The organism is Streptomyces nogalater (assembly GCF_039532885.1).
In the GTDB taxonomy this organism is placed as follows: domain Bacteria; phylum Actinomycetota; class Actinomycetes; order Streptomycetales; family Streptomycetaceae; genus Streptomyces; species Streptomyces nogalater.
In genome coordinates this window covers 21,566-37,358 of record NZ_BAAASM010000024.1, presented here as the reverse complement: position 1 = coordinate 37,358, position 15,793 = coordinate 21,566, and the positions used below count along the sequence as shown (strand labels likewise).

Sequence of the window (15,793 nt, the reverse complement as noted above, 5' to 3'; positions counted from 1 at the left end):
CGGGGGCCGCCCGGCCGCCGGCACCCCGGGGGCTGCTGCCCCGGTGGGGGCGTGTCACACTCGTTGCATGCGCGTGTATCTCGGCTCCGACCATGCGGGCTACGAACTGAAGAACCACCTCGTCGAGTGGCTGAAGGCGGCCGGGCACGAGCCCGTCGACTGCGGGCCGCACATCTACGACGCCCAGGACGACTACCCGCCCTTCTGCCTGCGCGCCGCGGAGCGGACGGCCGCGGACGCCGACGCCCTCGGCATCGTGATCGGCGGCTCCGGGAACGGTGAGCAGATCGCCGCGAACAAGGTGAAGGGCGTGCGGGCGGCACTGGCCTGGAGCGAGGAGACGGCGGCGCTCGGGCGGCAGCACAACAACGCCAACGTGGTCGCCGTGGGTGCGCGCATGCACAGCACCGAGGAGGCCACCAAGTTCGTCGAGGTCTTCCTGAACACGCCGTTCTCCGGCGACGAGCGGCACGTCCGGCGCATCGAGATGCTGGCGGAGTACGAGACGACGGGCACCCTGCCCCCCGTCCCGGCCCACCACCCCCAGCCCTGACCCCACCCCGGCCCCCCGGCCTGCCCCTCCGGCCACCGGTACCGGCCGGCTGAGCGGCCGGGCCTCGGGGGGTTCGGCCCGGTCGGCCGGGCAAGACGTCGGGCAGGCGTCAGGAGACGCAGGAAAGGACACCCCCGCCGTGCCGGAAGGGCACACCATTCACCGGCTGGCCCAGGACTACGCCGGGCGCTTCCTGGGCACCGCGCCCCGCGTCACCAGCCCCCAGGGCAAGTTCTCCGACGCCGCCGCCCTGGTGGACCGCACCGAGCTGACCGCCACCGAGGCCCACGGCAAGCACCTGTTCCTCGGGTTCCGGGACAGCGACTGGGTCCACATCCACCTCGGCCTCTTCGGCAAGGTCGGCTTCGGCGACGCCCCCGCGCCCCCGCCGGCGGACACCGTCCGGCTCCGGCTGGCCGACGACACGTCGTACGTGGACCTGCGCGGCCCCACCACCTGCGCCCTGATCACGGACGCCGAGAAGCGGGAGATCCACGACCGGCTCGGCCCCGACCCGCTGCGCGCGGACGCCGACCCGGCCGCCGCGTACCGCAGGATCTCCCGCAGCCGTACGACCATCGCCGCGCTGCTCATGGACCAGAAGATCGTGGCCGGCGTGGGCAACGTCTACCGCGCGGAGGTGCTGTTCCGGCACGGCATCGACCCCTACCGCGCCGGCCGTGACATCACCCGGGCCGAGTGGGACGCGATCTGGACCGATCTGGCCGGGCTGATGCGCGAGGGCGTGCGGAACAACCGGATCGACACCGTCCGTCCCGAGCACACCCCGGAGGCGATGGGCCGCCCGCCCCGCGTGGACGACCACGGCGGCGAGGTGTACGTCTACCGCCGCGCGCACCTGCCCTGCCACATCTGCGGCGACGAGATCCGCACCGCCGGTCTCGCCGCCCGCAACCTCTTCTGGTGCCCCACCTGCCAGCGGGACCGCGCCGACGGCTAGAAACCGTGCGGCAGCCACGGGGCCGACGGCGAGCCGAACGCCACCGACGCCTCCGTCAGCGCTCCCGGCTTCGGCTCCCGTACCCGCCCGGTCGCCGCCAGGGACAGCAGGGACACCCCGCCGAGGTAGGCCGCGCCCAGCTCCCGTACGGACAGGGCGAGTTCCGCCGGGTCGGTCGTACGCTCGCAGGACGCGCCCTTCGCGTCCCCCGACAGCCGCCAACGCCCCGCGTTCCAGGGGCAGAAGGCGTCCTCCACCTCGAACACGACGTCCACCGGCGCCTGGTAGGTCCGCGCCGACAGCGCCGCGCCGACGTCCACCAGCCGGACGTAGGCGTCGTCACGCAGCCGCGGATCGCAGCGGCGGACGTCGGAGACCAGGTACCGCAGGGCGTCGTCCACCGGCCGCGACGGCACCGACAGCGTCGTCATCAGGTCGATGCCGAACAGGAACCGCCACAGCGCGCCCTCGGTCGCCGGGTCCAGCCCGGCCAGGTCCTTCAGCCGTACCGTGCCCTCGGGCGCACCGCCCGTGTTCCAGGAGCCCTTGGTGTGGAAGCGGGCGTATCCGGTGATCTCGCCGTCCCGTTCGGCGACCACGCACTGCAGCGGCGGCCCCCCGGCCCGGTGGCGCTCCGAGTCGACCAGGGCGACCCGCGCCCAGTTGGGCTGCCGGGCCAGCATGCCGGGCCGGCGCGGGACCAGGGCCGCGTACACCGCCTCGCAGGCGTCCAGCACGTCGGCCGGCGCCGCGGACCGCACCCGCACCTCGTCGGTGCCGGCGGGCAGCGCCAGGGTCACCCGGCTGGTGTCGATCTCGGCGCTGATCCGGAACGTGCCGGCACCGTATCCGAAGCGGCCGTAGATGGCCGGCTCGGACGCGGTCAGGATCGCCACCGGCTCGGCCCGCGCGTGGAAGTCGTCCAGCTGCCGGCGCATCATCGAGGTCAGCACCCCGCGCCGCCGGTGGGTGGCCGCGACGCTCACCATCGTCACCCCCGCGGTGGGGACCGAGTCGCCGCCCGGCACGGTCATCCGGAAGCTGAACGCCCCCGCCGTACCGACCAGCGTCTCCCCGTCCCAGGCGGCGAGGCAGCGGTCGAACTCCGTGGCCGCCCGCTCCGCCTCGCGTTCCTCACCCGAGACCGGCCCCGCGCCGAAGGCCCGGTACAACGAGTCGTACCACCCGTCCCACTCGTCCTCGCGCAGCACCTTCAACTCGGTTCCGTGAGCAGTCGCCATGTGCCATGCCTATCAGGGCACCGGGGGGTGGGCCAGCAATTTTCCTCCCGGCGCGGGCGCCGCGCGGCCCGGCGTGCGCGCGGCGAAGCGGAATCCCGCGCGGGGGACAAGTGGGACCTCCCGTGCCAAGCGGCCGGTCCGCTGGATAGGGTCCCGAACTGATGGCAGCAGGACGACAGCGGCGCGCGAAGGCCGACACGTTCACGGCCCGGTGCAAGAAGCGGTGGCACCGGGCCCGGGTCGGCCTGCGCAAAAGCGCCGTGGACTACTTCCGCGGCGACGGCTCCGACTGGATCGCCTTCGCCGGGCTGCTGCTGGCCGTCCCGCTCCTCGCGGCCATGACCCTGTTCGACTCGGTGTGGTGGTCCCCGGCGACGCTCGTGCTGCCCATCGTCGCCGGCGGTCTGCTGCTGCGCCCGGCGAGCCTGCTCGGGCTGTACGCGGCGGCGGCCACCGCGCTGATCGTGGAGTCGGTATGGCTCGGCCCGTACACCGAGGGCCCCTCCCGGGTCACCCCCGGCGTGGTCCTGGTGGTCGCCGCGTGCGGCTTCTTCGGGCTGCTGACCGCGCAGTTCCGCAGCCGGGTCGGCGTGCCCTGGCGGCGCGGCGGCACCATGCTGTTCGACCTGCGCGAGCGGATCCGGGTGCAGAGCAAGCTGCCGAAGCTGCCCAAGGGCTGGCACCACGAGATGGCGCTGCGGCCGGCGGGCGGGCAGTCCTTCTCCGGTGACTTCGTCGTCGCGGCCCGTACCAACGGCGGCCGGACGCTGGAGGTCGTCCTCACCGACGTGTCCGGCAAGGGCATGGACGCCGGTTCGCGGGCCCTGCTGCTGTCCGGCGCCTTCGGCGGTCTCCTCGGCTCGCTGCCCCCGCACGCCTTCCTTCCGGCCGCCAACGGCTATCTGCTGCGCCAGGACTGGGAGGAGGGCTTCGCCACCTCCATCCACCTGGTGCTGGACCTCGACTCCGGGGACTACGAGCTGTACTCCGCGGGTCATCCGCCGGGGCTCCAGCTGAGCGCGGGCAGCGGACGCTGGGAGGAGAAGGCGGCCGAGGGCCCGCTGCTCGGTGTGTACGACGGCGCCCAGTTCGACCCCGTGAAGGGCTCACTACGGCCCGGGGACGTGTTGATGCTGTTCACAGACGGTCTGGTGGAGACCGCCGAGCGGGACATCGTGGAGGGCATCGACCGCCTCACCGGCGAGGCCGACCGCTATGTGCCCGGCGGCTTCCACGGCGCCGCCTGGCATCTCATCGAAGCGGTCGCCAAGGACGTCAACGACGACCGGGCCCTGCTGCTGATCTGCCGCGAGACGCCCACGACCCGCTGAGCCGAGACGCCCGTCGCACCGCGGGGGACACTGGGGATATGCCCCCTCTCACCCTCGCCGAGGTCGAGACCCTCGCCCGCGCCGCCCACGACGGCCGGACCGACAAGGCCGGACGGCCGTACGCCGAGCACCTGGCGGCCGTGGCCGCAGGCGTGCGCGCCCGGGGCGGCGACCCGGACCAGATCGCGGCGGCCTGGCTGCACGACGCCGTGGAGGACGCCGCGCTGAGCGAGAAGTGGCTGGAGTCGGCCTGCCTCACCGCGCGGACCAAGGCCATCGTGCGGGCCCTCACCCGAGGGCCGGGGGAGCCCCAGGAGGCGTACGCCGCCCGGATCCTCGCCACCCCGGGCGCGCTGCTGGTGAAGGAGGCCGACCTCGCGCACAACACCGACCCGCGCCGCCTCGCCGTCCTCGCCGAGCCGGTCCGGACCCGGCTGACCGCGAAGTACGACCGGATGCGCGCGCTTCTCGGCCTGCACCCGTGACGGCCGCGCCGCGAGCCCGGCCGGCTAGACACCGACCCGCTCCCGCTCTCGCGGCCGCTCCCGTGGCCGGTTCCGGCCGCGGGCCAGCTCGGCCGCGTCCTGCCGGAACGCCCATTCCATCCGGGGCTCCACCGCGCAGCGGAAGACCCGCCGCACCGGCCCGGTGCACAGCACCGTGACGGCGGCCGCGGCGAGCACGGTCACCAGGATCACGCCGGGCGGCCGGTGCAGCCAGGGATGCTCGAACCAGCCGCGGTAGTCGGCGTACTTCATCAGGAAGCCGTGCAGCAGATAGCCGTAGAGGGTGCCCGCGCCGAGCGGGGTGAACCACCTCGTCCGGCCCGGCACCCACGCGAAGAAGCAGGCCGTCAGCAGCAGCGAGCAGCCCATCATCGCGAGCGTCATCACCGGGCCGCACCACCAGGGGGCGCCCAGCTCCTGCGCCGACTCGCTGTGGGCGAACCACCCGGTGTTCATGCGCGGCACCGCCCACCAGCCGACCGCCGTCGCCGCCGCGAACACCGGCACCGCGGCGATCCGCGCCCGGCGGTGGCGCACCAGCGCGAAGTGCTCGGGCCGCAGGCACAGGCCCAGCACGAAGTACGGCAGGAACTGCAGGACGCGCCGCAGGTCGAGGTCGTCGCCGATGTCCGGGCTGACGGACACCAGCATCGCGATGCCGATGGCCACCCAGAGCGGATGACGCACCAGCCGCCACAGGGGAGTGGTCAGCCGCCAGACGAACAGCGCGACCAGGAACCAGGTCAGATACCAGGGGTCGAGAAGGCTGATCTCCGCGTGCGAGCCGTTGATCAGATTCCTGAAGACCGTATACGCCGTCTCGAACACGACGTACGGTACGGCGACCCCGGTGATCAGCCGCTTCAGCCGGTCCGGGCGCATGTCGAAATGACGGGAGAAGAAGCCGGAGACGATGATGAACGCCGGCATATGGAAGGTGTACACGACGGTGTACACGCTCTCCAGGATGCGGTTGCCGTCTTTCAACGGCTCCCACGCGTGACCCGTCGCGACCAGCACGATGGCCAGGTACTTGGCATTGTCGAAGAACGCGTCCCGCTGCCGTCCGGGTCTGTCCGGCGCCGACTGCCGCGCCCGCGCGTCCGCCGGGGGGCGCGGGGCGGGCACTGCGTTCGCCGGCGGCTGCGCCAGGGGGAGCGGGCTGCGGTTCTGGCCGGGAGGCGAGGCGGCGTCAGACATCCCAGGCACCCTAACCGCGTCAGCCGGATTTCGTAAAACCCCCGCAATCATTCCTGGTTATCGTCCGCGAATATCCGCGCAATGTCCCGATTCATCCCGACTAAAGAGGGCATACATCGCCTCTGTGCCCCCGATTTGAATTACCTGGGCGCGGGATGTGTGGAGACGGAAACGAAGTCGGGTAATTCCGTGGCGAGCCGCGCGTGGGTGCTTGATCGAATTAATGTGCGGTGGATCGCCCGGGGCGGGCGGCGGTGCCCGACGATTCGTCATCGGCCGCATACGCGGGCCGGGTTGGTGGCACGATGTCCTCGGCGGGGGTGCGCGGGCCGTACCTCCGGGCCGGGAGAGCGGACCGACCGAGGGTGTGATCAGTTGTGGCCATTTCACTGTCCGTGGTGCTGCTGTTGGCGGTGATCCTGGTGGTCCTGATCCGAGGGGGGAACCTCAAGGCCGGCCCCGCCATCGTCGCGATCCTCTTCGGCTTCTTCCTCGCCTCGACCGGCATGGCCCCGTCGATCAGCCGCTTCCTGGACTCGATAGCGAACTCCATCAACTCGATCAGATTCTGACCGTCCAGGCGTGCGAGGGGCGGGCACGGGGGCGGGCGGGGCGGGCTACTCGTAGATGCGGGCGGCGGTCAGGGCGCGGGCGAAGAACGTCCAGTCGCCGCCGGCGGGCAGTTCGTCCCCGACGTTGCGGTACCAGGCCGCGGACCCCTTGACCCAGGCTTCGAGGGCTTCCAGGAACCTGTCCAGTGTCGGGTTCTCCCACTGCGGGCCGTCGGCCTCGTAGTCCGCGCGAAGACGCGCCAGGAAGGCGACGAAGGCCTCGCGGTCGGCGATGCGTTCGTCCGGCGTCAGGGGGCTCGTCATGGCGGCGAGCTTACGAGAAACGGCCCGGGGCCGGGCGGAGAACGATCCTCCGCCCGGCCCCGGGCCGTGCAGAGCGGGCGACGGGAATCGAACCCGCGTAGCTAGTTTGGAAGACTAGGGCTCTACCATTGAGCTACGCCCGCAACACCGCGCCGGCGGTCGGTGACCGCGGCACTGGAGTGCATCGTAGCGGGTCGTCCGCCGCCGAGGCCAACGACTTCGGGCATGACGGCTGTGACGATGCCGACGCCGCCGTGCACGCACCGGCGGCGAGGGCGTGCGGCCCCGGAGGGCGGGCCGGTGCCGAGCGGTGGCACCCTCGCGGCCCCCGCCCGTCGTCCCGCGTGTGTCCTCGGTAATCCGGCCGACGGGATCGGCCGGGGCATGTACCCTACGTGTCGCACACCAGACGGGGTGTGGCGCAGCTTGGTAGCGCGTCCGCTTTGGGAGCGGAAGGCCGTGGGTTCAAATCCCGCCACCCCGACCACCGGCACACGACATCGTGAAGATCGCCTTTTGGGGCGCTGACCGGCTGCGGTTACTATGCAAGCTGCGCGCCCGTGTGTCCTGGCCCTCACGGCCTACGTACTCGTCCGGGCGGCGAATCCGCCGGACCTGTCTGGCTCCGGCAGAAACCAAGAAGTCAGCCACAAGGAGACCGAACCGTGAAGAGCGCCGTGGAGACCCTGAACCCGACCCGGGTTCGGCTCACTGTCGAGGTGCCCTTCGAGGAGCTCAAGGACAGCCTCGACGCGGCGTACAAGAAGATCAACCAGCAGGTCACGGTGAAGGGCTTCCGCAAGGGCAAGATCCCGGCCCGCGTGATCGACCAGCGGTTCGGCCGCGGTGCGGTGCTGGAGGAGGCCGTCAACGACGCGCTGCCGAAGTTCTACACCGAGGCGGTCAACGAGGCCGAGCTCAGCCCGCTGGGCCAGCCCGAGGTCGACATCACGGAGCTGAAGGACGGCGAGACGCTGAACTTCACCGCCGAGGTCGACATCCGCCCGGCCCTGGAGATCCCGGACTACTCCGGTATCGAGGTCGAGGTCGACGCCGTCGAGGTCACCGACGAGGACGTCGAGAAGTCGGTCGAGCAGCTCCGTGAGCGCTTCGCCTCCACCACCCCGGTCGAGCGCGCGGCCGAGGAGGGCGACGTCGTCACGATCGACCTGGAGGCCAAGGTCGACGGCGAGGTCCTGGAGGACGGCATCGCCAACGGCGTGTCCTACACCATCGGCTCCGGTGAGCTGCTGGAGGGCATCGACGAGGCCGTCAAGGGCCTGGAGGCCGGTGGCGAGGCCACCTTCACCTCCGAGCTGAAGGGCGGCTCGGCCGCCGGCAAGGAGGCCGAGGTCACCGTCAAGGTCACCCAGGTCGCCAAGCGCGAACTGCCCGAGCTGGACGACGACTTCGCGCAGCTCGCCTCGGAGTTCGACACCCTGGAGGAGCTGAAGGCCGACAGCCGCAAGCGCCTCGCCAACATGAAGCAGTTCGACCAGGCCACGCAGGCCCAGGAGCGCGTCCTGGAGAAGCTGCTGGAGCTGGTGGAGGTCCCCGTCCCCGAGAAGCTGCTCGAGGACGAGGTCAACACCCGCAAGCACAACCTGGAGCACCACCAGCTCGCCCAGATGGGCCTCACCCTCGACAAGTACCTGGAGATCCAGGGCAAGACCGCCGAGGAGTTCGAGACCGAGACCCGCGAGGCGGCGGTCAAGGGCATCAAGACCCAGTTCGTCCTGGACGAGCTGGTCAAGAAGGAGCAGCTCAACGTCAACCAGGAGGAGCTCACCGAGCACCTCATGCGGCGTGCCGCCTCCTCCGGCATGTCCCCCGACCAGTTCGCCCAGGCCGTCGTCGAGGGTGGCCAGGTGCCGCTCCTGGTCGGCGAGGTCGCCCGCGGCAAGGCCCTGGCCGTCGTGGTCGAGGCCGCCACGGTGAAGGACACCAACGGCGAGATCGTCAACCTGGACGACGAGGAGGAGGAGACCGAGGCCGCCAAGGCGCCCGAGGCCTCCGAGGAGAACGCCGAGGGCTGAGCAGCCCTGCGGCGCCGGTAAGGCGCGTACAGCGGGCCCTGGGGACTGCCCCCGGGGCCCGTTCGCGTAACCCGGGGCCGCGGCCGGACCGGGAGGTACGGGGAACCGCGCGGCGGGCCACGGCACGCCCGCGGCCCGAAGGTCACCGCACCGCCCCGGCGCACCGCACCCGACGGCCACCGCACCGCCCCCGCGCACCGCACCCGGCGTCCGGCCGAGCTCCCCGCGCTACGCCCCCGGCGAACACTCCCATCTCCGGGATTCCCCGAAGGAGCCTGAGCGTTAGGGTCCATGAATACGGGGGCAGGGGAGTCTCCTGAAACCCCCCGCCAAGCCTCCGGCAGGACGACGTGAGACGGCCCGGCGCCGTCGTAAGACGAGCAGGTGGATACGTGACGAATCTGATGCCCTCCGCCGCCGGCGAGCCTTCCATCGGTGGTGGCCTCGGCGACCAGGTCTACAACCGGCTGCTCAACGAGCGGATCATCTTCCTCGGCCAGCAGGTTGACGACGACATCGCCAACAAGATCACGGCGCAGCTGCTGCTCCTTGCCGCCGATCCGGACAAGGACATCTACCTCTACATCAACAGCCCCGGCGGCTCGGTGACGGCCGGCATGGCGATCTACGACACCATGCAGTACATCCCGAACGACGTGGTCACCATCGCGATGGGCATGGCGGCCTCGATGGGCCAGTTCCTGCTCACCGGCGGCGCCGCCGGCAAGCGCTTCGCCCTGCCGCACGCGGACATCATGATGCACCAGGGCTCCGCCGGCCTCGGCGGTACGGTCTCGGACATCAAGATCCAGGCCGAGTACCTGATGCGTACCAAGAAGCGCATGTCGGAGCTGACCGCGTTCCACTCCGGCCAGACGGTCGAGACGATCATCCGCGACGGCGACCGCGACCGCTGGTTCACCCCGGAAGAGGCCAAGGAGTACGGTCTCATTGACGAGATCATCACGCACGCCTCGGGTGTTCCGGGAGGCGGCGGCACCGGTGCCTGACCGGCCCGGCCACGCCACGCACCGCCGAGACACCAGCCCCCCGAACGCCACCAGGACGGTGAACCCCATGAGCAACTTCCCCGGCGCCGCCAGCGGCATGTACGAGGGCCCCCGCCCCGACAGCCGCTATGTCATCCCGCGCTTCGTCGAGCGCACCTCCCAGGGCATCCGCGAGTACGACCCGTACGCGAAGCTCTTCGAGGAGCGCGTGATCTTCCTGGGCGTCCAGATCGACGACGCCTCCGCCAACGACGTCATGGCGCAGCTGCTGTGCCTGGAGTCGATGGACCCCGACCGGGACATCTCGATCTACATCAACAGCCCCGGCGGCGACATGACCGCGCTGACGGCGATCTACGACACGATGCAGTTCGTGAAGCCCGACATCCAGACGGTCTGCATGGGCCAGGCGGCCTCCGCCGCGGCCATCCTGCTGGCCGCCGGCACGCCCGGCAAGCGCATGGCGCTGCCGAACTCCCGGGTGCTGATCCACCAGCCGGCCGGTTCCACCGGCCGCGGTCAGCTCTCCGACCTGGAGATCATCGCCAACGAGTTCACCCGGATGCGCGAGCAGCTGGAGAACATGCTGGCCAAGCACTCGAACCGGCCGCTCGAGAAGGTCCGCGAGGACATCGAGCGCGACAAGATCCTCACGGCCGAGGAGGCGCTGGAGTACGGCCTCGTCGACCAGATCATCTCCACCCGCAAGCTGAACAACGCCGCCGTCCGCTGACGCGGCACGCGGCACCCCGAGCCCCCCTTGGCGCGGCGCACGGCAAAGTGAACCCTGCCAAGGGGGGCCCGAACACCGGGCCCGGCAAGGTACCGTCGGACATAAGGCAGCACCAGGAGCCGCTGGACTCATGACGTCCAGGCGTCTCCCAGGCGAAGGGGAAGCACACCGTGGCACGCATCGGTGACGGCGGCGATCTGCTCAAGTGCTCGTTCTGCGGCAAGAGCCAGAAGCAGGTCAAGAAGCTCATCGCAGGGCCCGGTGTGTACATCTGCGACGAGTGCATCGATCTCTGTAACGAGATCATCGAGGAAGAACTCGCGGAGACCAGCGAGGTGCGCTGGGAGGAACTGCCCAAGCCCCGCGAGATCTACGAGTTCCTTGAGGGCTACGTGGTCGGCCAGGAGGCCGCCAAGAAGGCGCTCTCCGTCGCGGTGTACAACCACTACAAGCGGGTCCAGGCGGGCGAGAACGGCGGCGCGAGCGGCCGGGACGACGCGATCGAACTGGCGAAGTCCAACATCCTGCTGCTCGGGCCCACGGGCTCCGGCAAGACCCTCCTCGCGCAGACCCTGGCGCGCATGCTGAACGTCCCGTTCGCGATCGCCGACGCCACGGCGCTGACCGAGGCGGGCTACGTCGGCGAGGACGTCGAGAACATCCTGCTGAAGCTGATCCAGGCGGCGGACTACGACGTCAAGAAGGCCGAGACCGGGATCATCTACATCGACGAGATCGACAAGGTCGCCCGCAAGAGCGAGAACCCGTCGATCACCCGGGACGTGAGCGGCGAGGGCGTCCAGCAGGCACTGCTGAAGATCCTGGAGGGGACGACGGCCTCGGTCCCGCCGCAGGGCGGCCGTAAACACCCGCACCAGGAGTTCATCCAGATCGACACGACGAACGTGCTGTTCATCGTGGGCGGTGCCTTCGCGGGCCTGGAGAAGATCATCGAGTCCCGGGCCGGTGCCAAGGGCATCGGCTTCGGCGCCACGATCCTGTCCAAGCGCGAGCTGGAGGCCAAGGACGTCTTCGAGGACGTCATGCCGGAGGACCTGGTCAAGTTCGGCATGATCCCCGAGTTCATCGGCCGTCTGCCCGTGATCACCTCCGTGCACAACCTGGACCGCGAGGCGCTGCTGAAGATCCTGGTCGAGCCGCGCAACGCCCTGGTCAAGCAGTACCAGCGCCTGTTCGAACTCGACGGCGTGGAGCTGGACTTCGAGCGCGAGGCGCTGGAGGCCATCGCCGACCAGGCCATCCTCCGCCAGACCGGAGCCCGCGGCCTGCGCGCCATCATGGAGGAGGTCCTCCAGGGCGTGATGTACGAGGTCCCGTCCCGCAAGGACGTGGCCCGCGTGGTCATCACGGCCGACGTGGTCCTCTCCAACGTCAACCCCACCCTGATCCCGCGCGACGCGCGCGGGCGGGGCTCGGGGGAGCAGAAGACGGCGTAACCGCCGGACACACACGGAAAAAGAAAGGGCCCCGGTCGACCGACCGGGGCCCTTCGCCGTGGCGGATCGCGTCAGAGCTTGACGCGGACCTCACCGCGGAACTTGGCGACGAGTTCCGCGTCGGCCGCCGGGTCGCTGCTCCGGCCCGCCGCGAGGTTGGCGACGTCCACCGGCATGACCAGGCCGAGGGTGCTGTGGTCGCCCCAGATGCAGATGCTGATCGTCACGTCCTTCGGCCCGCCGTTGCCCGCGCCGGTGGGGGCGCTGGCCTGCTGGCACTTGAGGACCGCGCCGTCGAGCCCGGCCGGCGTGTACGCCTTCGGCTCGCCGCTCAGGGTGACCTCGCTGTCCTTCTCCTCCAGGGCCTTGGTCTTCATGTAGGCGAACATCGCGTCGACGGCCTTCTCGGGGTCGTCGATCGTGCCGTACACACCGCCGAACTGGAGCATCTTCTTGCTCAGCGGGTTGTCGTCGTTGCCGGCCTCGTACTTCGCGCTGACGTCCTTCGGATCGTGCACGCCCCACTTCTCGGCGTCCTTCAGATCCTGCTTCGTCATCGTGTCGCTGTCGCCGTCCTTCTTCTTGTACTCCGTCAGCACCGTCGCCGGCGTCGTCAGCTTGTGCGGGCCGTCGTCCGCGACACCGCCCCCGCCGCTGCCGCCCAGTACGAAGTACGCGCCCACCGCCAGCGCGGCCACCACGGCCACCGCGCCGATGATCAGACCGGTCTTCTTCTTCCCGCCGGCCGGCTGCGGCGGCTGCGGCGGCACGCCGTAGGGCTGCTGGCCGTACGGGTTCGGCTGCTGGCCGTAGGGGCCCGGCTGCGGGGGCATGCCCTGCGGGGCGCCCTGCGGCGGCATGCCCTGCTGGGGGTAGCCGTACCCGGGCTGCGGTGCCGGAGGGGCCTGCTGGGGGTATCCGTAGCCGGGCTGGGGTGCCTGCGGCGGCTGGCCGTAGGGGCCCGGCTGGCCGTACGGCCCAGGCTGCCCCGGCTGGCCGTACGGACCCGGCTGCTGGGGTGGCTGGCCGTACGGGCCCGGCTGGTTGTTGCTCATTCCTGGGTTCCCCTCCAGAAGCTTATGTGTTCCTGACATCCTGGCCCAGGGGCGGGAAACGCACGGCACCGGGGGCCGCACCGTTACAGAACAAACGCGTTTCGGGACCGCCCCGTGACACCTCTAAACTGGCCCCCGTGACCGACAACGCTCAGCAGCAGCCCACCGCGCCCGACACCGAACTGCCGACCCAGTACGCGCCGGCCGATGTAGAGGGGCCGTTGTACGAGCGCTGGGTAGAGCGGGGTTACTTCGAGGCGGACGCGAAGAGCGACAAGCCGCCGTTCACCGTCGTCATCCCGCCGCCGAACGTCACGGGCAGCCTGCACCTCGGGCACGCCTTCGAGCACACCCTGATCGACGCGCTCACCCGCCGCAAGCGCATGCAGGGCTACGAGACGCTGTGGCAGCCCGGCATGGACCACGCCGGCATCGCCACGCAGAACGTGGTCGAGCGCGAGCTCGGCAAGGAGGGCAAGTCCCGCCACGACCTGGGCCGCGAGGCCTTCGTCGAGCGCGTCTGGCAGTGGAAGGCCGAGTCCGGCGGCCAGATCAGCGGCCAGATGCGCCGCCTCGGCGACGGCGTCGCCTGGTCCCGCGAACGCTTCACCATGGACGAGGGCCTCTCCCAGGCCGTCCAGACCATCTTCAAGAAGCTCTACGACGACGAGCTGATCTACCGCGCCGAGCGCATCATCAACTGGTGCCCGCGCTGTCTGACGGCGATCTCGGACATCGAGGTCGAGTACCAGGACGACGACGGCGAACTGGTCTCCATGCGCTACGGCGACGGGGACGAGTCCATCGTCGTCGCCACCACCCGCGCCGAGACGATGCTCGGTGACACCGCCGTCGCCGTCCACCCCGACGACGAGCGCTACAAGCACCTCGTCGGCAAGCTCATCAGGCTTCCGCTCACCGACCGCTCCATCCCGGTCGTCGCCGACACGCACGTCGACCCGGAGTTCGGCACGGGCGCCGTCAAGGTCACCCCGGCCCACGACCCGAACGACTTCGAGATCGGCCAGCGCCACGACCTGCCGTCCATCACCGTGATGGACGAGCACGCCGTCATCACCGTCCACGGCCCCTTCCAGGGCATGGACCGCCTGGAGGCCCGCTCGGCGATCGTCGCCGCGCTGCGCGCCGAGGGCCGGATCGTCGCCGAGAAGCGGCCCTACGTCCACTCTGTCGGCCACTGCTCGCGCTGCAAGACCACCATCGAGCCGCGCCTGTCGATGCAGTGGTGGGTCAAGGTCGGCCCGCTGGCCAAGGCCGCCGGCGACGCCGTCCGCGACGGCAAGGTCAAGATCCACCCGCAGGAGATGGAGAAGCGGTACTTCGACTGGGTCGACAACCTCCACGACTGGTGCATCTCGCGCCAGCTGTGGTGGGGCCACCGCATCCCGGTCTGGTACGGCCCGAACGGCGAGGTCGTCTGCGTCGGCCCCGACGAGCAGCCGCCCACGGGCGAGGGCTGGCACCAGGACACCGACGTCCTCGACACCTGGTTCTCCTCCGGCCTGTGGCCCTTCTCCACCCTCGGCTGGCCCGAGCAGACCGAGTCGCTCGCGAAGTTCTACCCGAACTCCGTCCTGGTCACCGGCTACGACATCCTCTTCTTCTGGGTCGCCCGGATGATGATGTTCGGCCTGTACGCGATGGACGGCACCCCGCCGTTCCACACCATCGCCCTGCACGGCATGGTGCGCGACCAGTTCGGCAAGAAGATGTCGAAGTCCTTCGGCAACGCGGTCAACCCGCTGGACTGGATGGACAAGTACGGCTCCGACGCCCTGCGCTTCACCCTGGCCCGCGGCGCCAACCCGGGCGTGGACGTGCCGATCGGCGAGGACTGGGTCCAGGGCTCCCGCAACTTCGCCAACAAGATCTGGAACGCGACCCGCTTCGCGCTGATGAACGGCGCGACCGTCCAGGGCCCGCTGCCGGACCCGGCGAAGATGTCCGCGACCGACCGCTGGATCCTCTCCCGCCTGAACTCGGTCGTCGCCGAAGTCGACGCCCATTACGACGACTTCCAGTTCGCCAAGCTCTCCGACACGCTCTTCCACTTCGCGTGGGACGAGGTCTTCGACTGGTACGTGGAGCTGTCCAAGACCGTCTTCCAGGCGGGCGGCGAGGCGGCCGAGGTCTCCAAGCGGGTCCTGGGCGAGGTCCTCGACGTCACCCTCAAGCTGCTCCACCCGGTCGTCCCGTTCGTCACGGAGACCCTGTGGACCACGCTGACCGGCGGCGAGTCGATCGTGATCGCCGACTGGCCGGCCGACAGCGGCTTCCGGGACGCGGCGGCCGAGCAGGAGATCTCCACCCTCCAGTCGGTCATCACCGAGGTCCGCCGCTTCCGCGCCGACCAGGGCCTCCAGCCCGGCCAGCGGGTCCCGGCCCGCCTGACCCTCGACGGCACGGCCCTCGCCCCGCACGAGGCGGCCATCCGCCAGCTGCTCCGCCTCCAGCCCGAGGGCGACTCCTTCACGGCCACGGCGACCCTGCCGGTGGCGGGCGCGGAGGTCGCGCTCGACCTCTCCGGCACGATCGACGTCGCCGCGGAACGCAAGCGCCTGGCGAAGGACCTGGCGGCCGCGGAGAAGGAGAGGGCCCAGGCCACGGCCAAGCTCGGCAACGAGGCGTTCCTGGCCAAGGCCCCGGACCACGTGGTGGACAAGATCCGCACCCGTCTGGCCAAGGCGGACGAGGACATCGCCCGCATCACCGCGCAGCTGGAGAAGCTGCCGCAGGCGTAGCTCCCGTACGCAAGCCCCCGGTGCCGGTGAGCGCCGGGGGCTTACGCGTGCCCCGTCAGGGGCGCGGGGAACC

The 15,793-nt window shown here is 70.6% G+C and carries 14 protein-coding genes and 2 tRNA genes; 11 read left to right on the top strand and 5 right to left on the bottom strand.

The genetic code is table 11. From position 1 onward, the window contains the following. Positions 1–67 precede the first annotated feature (67 nt). Together ABD350_RS17805 and ABD350_RS17800 are read left to right on the top strand one after the other, a co-directional pair. Positions 68–553 (top strand): ribose-5-phosphate isomerase, encoded by a 486-nt coding sequence (locus ABD350_RS17805; RefSeq protein ID WP_344349123.1) that lies wholly within the window; start codon positions 68–70, stop codon positions 551–553. Between the two features lie 139 nt (positions 554–692). Next, positions 693–1,514: an Fpg/Nei family DNA glycosylase gene (locus tag ABD350_RS17800; RefSeq protein WP_344349122.1), complete on the top strand. Its 822-nt coding sequence runs from the start codon at positions 693–695 to the stop codon at positions 1,512–1,514. On the opposite strand, the gene ABD350_RS17795 is transcribed toward ABD350_RS17800, so the two are convergent. Beyond that, on the bottom strand, positions 1,511–2,755 hold the full coding sequence (locus tag ABD350_RS17795) for a GNAT family N-acetyltransferase (protein WP_344349121.1): 1,245 nt from the start codon (positions 2,753–2,755) through the stop codon (positions 1,511–1,513). The two genes, ABD350_RS17800 and ABD350_RS17795, sit on opposite strands and share 4 nt — an antisense overlap. Positions 2,756–2,916: 161 nt before the next feature. Between ABD350_RS17795 and ABD350_RS17790 the strand changes: the two genes are divergently transcribed. Together ABD350_RS17790 and ABD350_RS17785 are read left to right on the top strand one after the other, a co-directional pair. Beyond that, positions 2,917–4,086 (top strand): PP2C family protein-serine/threonine phosphatase, encoded by a 1,170-nt coding sequence (locus ABD350_RS17790; protein ID WP_344349120.1) that lies wholly within the window; start codon positions 2,917–2,919, stop codon positions 4,084–4,086. Positions 4,087–4,124: 38 nt separating this feature from the next. Beyond that, positions 4,125–4,571, top strand: a complete 447-nt coding sequence (locus ABD350_RS17785) for an HD domain-containing protein (protein ID WP_344349118.1) — start codon at positions 4,125–4,127, stop codon at positions 4,569–4,571. Between the two features lie 24 nt (positions 4,572–4,595). Here the strand turns inward: ABD350_RS17785 and ABD350_RS17780 are convergent, their stop codons facing one another. Continuing rightward, positions 4,596–5,792 (bottom strand): acyltransferase family protein, encoded by a 1,197-nt coding sequence (locus ABD350_RS17780; protein WP_344349117.1) that lies wholly within the window; start codon positions 5,790–5,792, stop codon positions 4,596–4,598. Positions 5,793–6,169: 377 nt separating this feature from the next. Between ABD350_RS17780 and ABD350_RS17775 the strand changes: the two genes are divergently transcribed. After that, positions 6,170–6,364: a hypothetical protein gene (locus ABD350_RS17775; protein WP_344349116.1), complete on the top strand. Its 195-nt coding sequence runs from the start codon at positions 6,170–6,172 to the stop codon at positions 6,362–6,364. 45 nt (positions 6,365–6,409) lie between these two features. On the opposite strand, the gene ABD350_RS17770 is transcribed toward ABD350_RS17775, so the two are convergent. Then, the gene (locus tag ABD350_RS17770; RefSeq protein ID WP_344349115.1) at positions 6,410–6,667 is read right to left on the bottom strand and encodes a DUF7660 family protein; all 258 of its coding nucleotides are present in this window, start codon (positions 6,665–6,667) and stop codon (positions 6,410–6,412) included. 72 nt (positions 6,668–6,739) lie between these two features. Next, positions 6,740–6,810 (bottom strand) — tRNA-Gly (locus ABD350_RS17765). Between the two features lie 267 nt (positions 6,811–7,077). Between ABD350_RS17765 and ABD350_RS17760 the strand changes: the two genes are divergently transcribed. The 5 genes from ABD350_RS17760 to clpX all read left to right on the top strand — a co-directional run bounded on the left by ABD350_RS17760 (position 7,078) and on the right by clpX (position 11,903). After that, positions 7,078–7,154: transfer RNA gene (locus ABD350_RS17760), tRNA-Pro, on the top strand. A gap of 178 nt (positions 7,155–7,332) precedes the next feature. Further along, on the top strand, positions 7,333–8,703 hold the full coding sequence (gene tig / locus ABD350_RS17755) for a trigger factor (RefSeq protein ID WP_344349114.1): 1,371 nt from the start codon (positions 7,333–7,335) through the stop codon (positions 8,701–8,703). A 404-nt stretch (positions 8,704–9,107) separates the two neighbouring features. Continuing rightward, positions 9,108–9,713: an ATP-dependent Clp protease proteolytic subunit gene (locus ABD350_RS17750; RefSeq protein WP_189996000.1), complete on the top strand. Its 606-nt coding sequence runs from the start codon at positions 9,108–9,110 to the stop codon at positions 9,711–9,713. A 67-nt stretch (positions 9,714–9,780) separates the two neighbouring features. Next, positions 9,781–10,446 (top strand): ATP-dependent Clp protease proteolytic subunit, encoded by a 666-nt coding sequence (locus ABD350_RS17745; protein WP_030608200.1) that lies wholly within the window; start codon positions 9,781–9,783, stop codon positions 10,444–10,446. 170 nt (positions 10,447–10,616) lie between these two features. Then, complete coding sequence (gene clpX, locus ABD350_RS17740; protein ID WP_161297731.1) at positions 10,617–11,903, top strand: ATP-dependent Clp protease ATP-binding subunit ClpX; 1,287 nt, start codon at positions 10,617–10,619, stop codon at positions 11,901–11,903. 71 nt (positions 11,904–11,974) lie between these two features. On the opposite strand, the gene ABD350_RS17735 is transcribed toward clpX, so the two are convergent. After that, complete coding sequence (locus ABD350_RS17735; protein WP_344349113.1) at positions 11,975–12,958, bottom strand: hypothetical protein; 984 nt, start codon at positions 12,956–12,958, stop codon at positions 11,975–11,977. Positions 12,959–13,095: 137 nt separating this feature from the next. Between ABD350_RS17735 and ABD350_RS17730 the strand changes: the two genes are divergently transcribed. Then, on the top strand, positions 13,096–15,720 hold the full coding sequence (locus ABD350_RS17730) for a valine--tRNA ligase (RefSeq protein ID WP_344349112.1): 2,625 nt from the start codon (positions 13,096–13,098) through the stop codon (positions 15,718–15,720). The last annotated feature ends 73 nt before the right edge of the window (positions 15,721–15,793 follow it).

Bases quoted from the DNA above. Each gene is read 5' to 3' on its own strand.
- ABD350_RS17805 (WP_344349123.1), top strand. From the start codon at position 68: ATGCGCGTGTATCTCGGCTCCGACCATGCGGGCTACGAACTGAAGAAC.
- ABD350_RS17795 (WP_344349121.1), bottom strand. From the start codon at position 2,755: ATGGCGACTGCTCACGGAACCGAGTTGAAGGTGCTGCGCGAGGACGAG.
- ABD350_RS17790 (WP_344349120.1), top strand. From the start codon at position 2,917: ATGGCAGCAGGACGACAGCGGCGCGCGAAGGCCGACACGTTCACGGCC.
- ABD350_RS17785 (WP_344349118.1), top strand. From the start codon at position 4,125: ATGCCCCCTCTCACCCTCGCCGAGGTCGAGACCCTCGCCCGCGCCGCC.
- ABD350_RS17780 (WP_344349117.1), bottom strand. From the start codon at position 5,792: ATGTCTGACGCCGCCTCGCCTCCCGGCCAGAACCGCAGCCCGCTCCCC.
- ABD350_RS17770 (WP_344349115.1), bottom strand. From the start codon at position 6,667: ATGACGAGCCCCCTGACGCCGGACGAACGCATCGCCGACCGCGAGGCC.
- ABD350_RS17750 (WP_189996000.1), top strand. From the start codon at position 9,108: ATGCCCTCCGCCGCCGGCGAGCCTTCCATCGGTGGTGGCCTCGGCGAC.
- ABD350_RS17745 (WP_030608200.1), top strand. From the start codon at position 9,781: ATGAGCAACTTCCCCGGCGCCGCCAGCGGCATGTACGAGGGCCCCCGC.
- ABD350_RS17735 (WP_344349113.1), bottom strand. From the start codon at position 12,958: ATGAGCAACAACCAGCCGGGCCCGTACGGCCAGCCACCCCAGCAGCCG.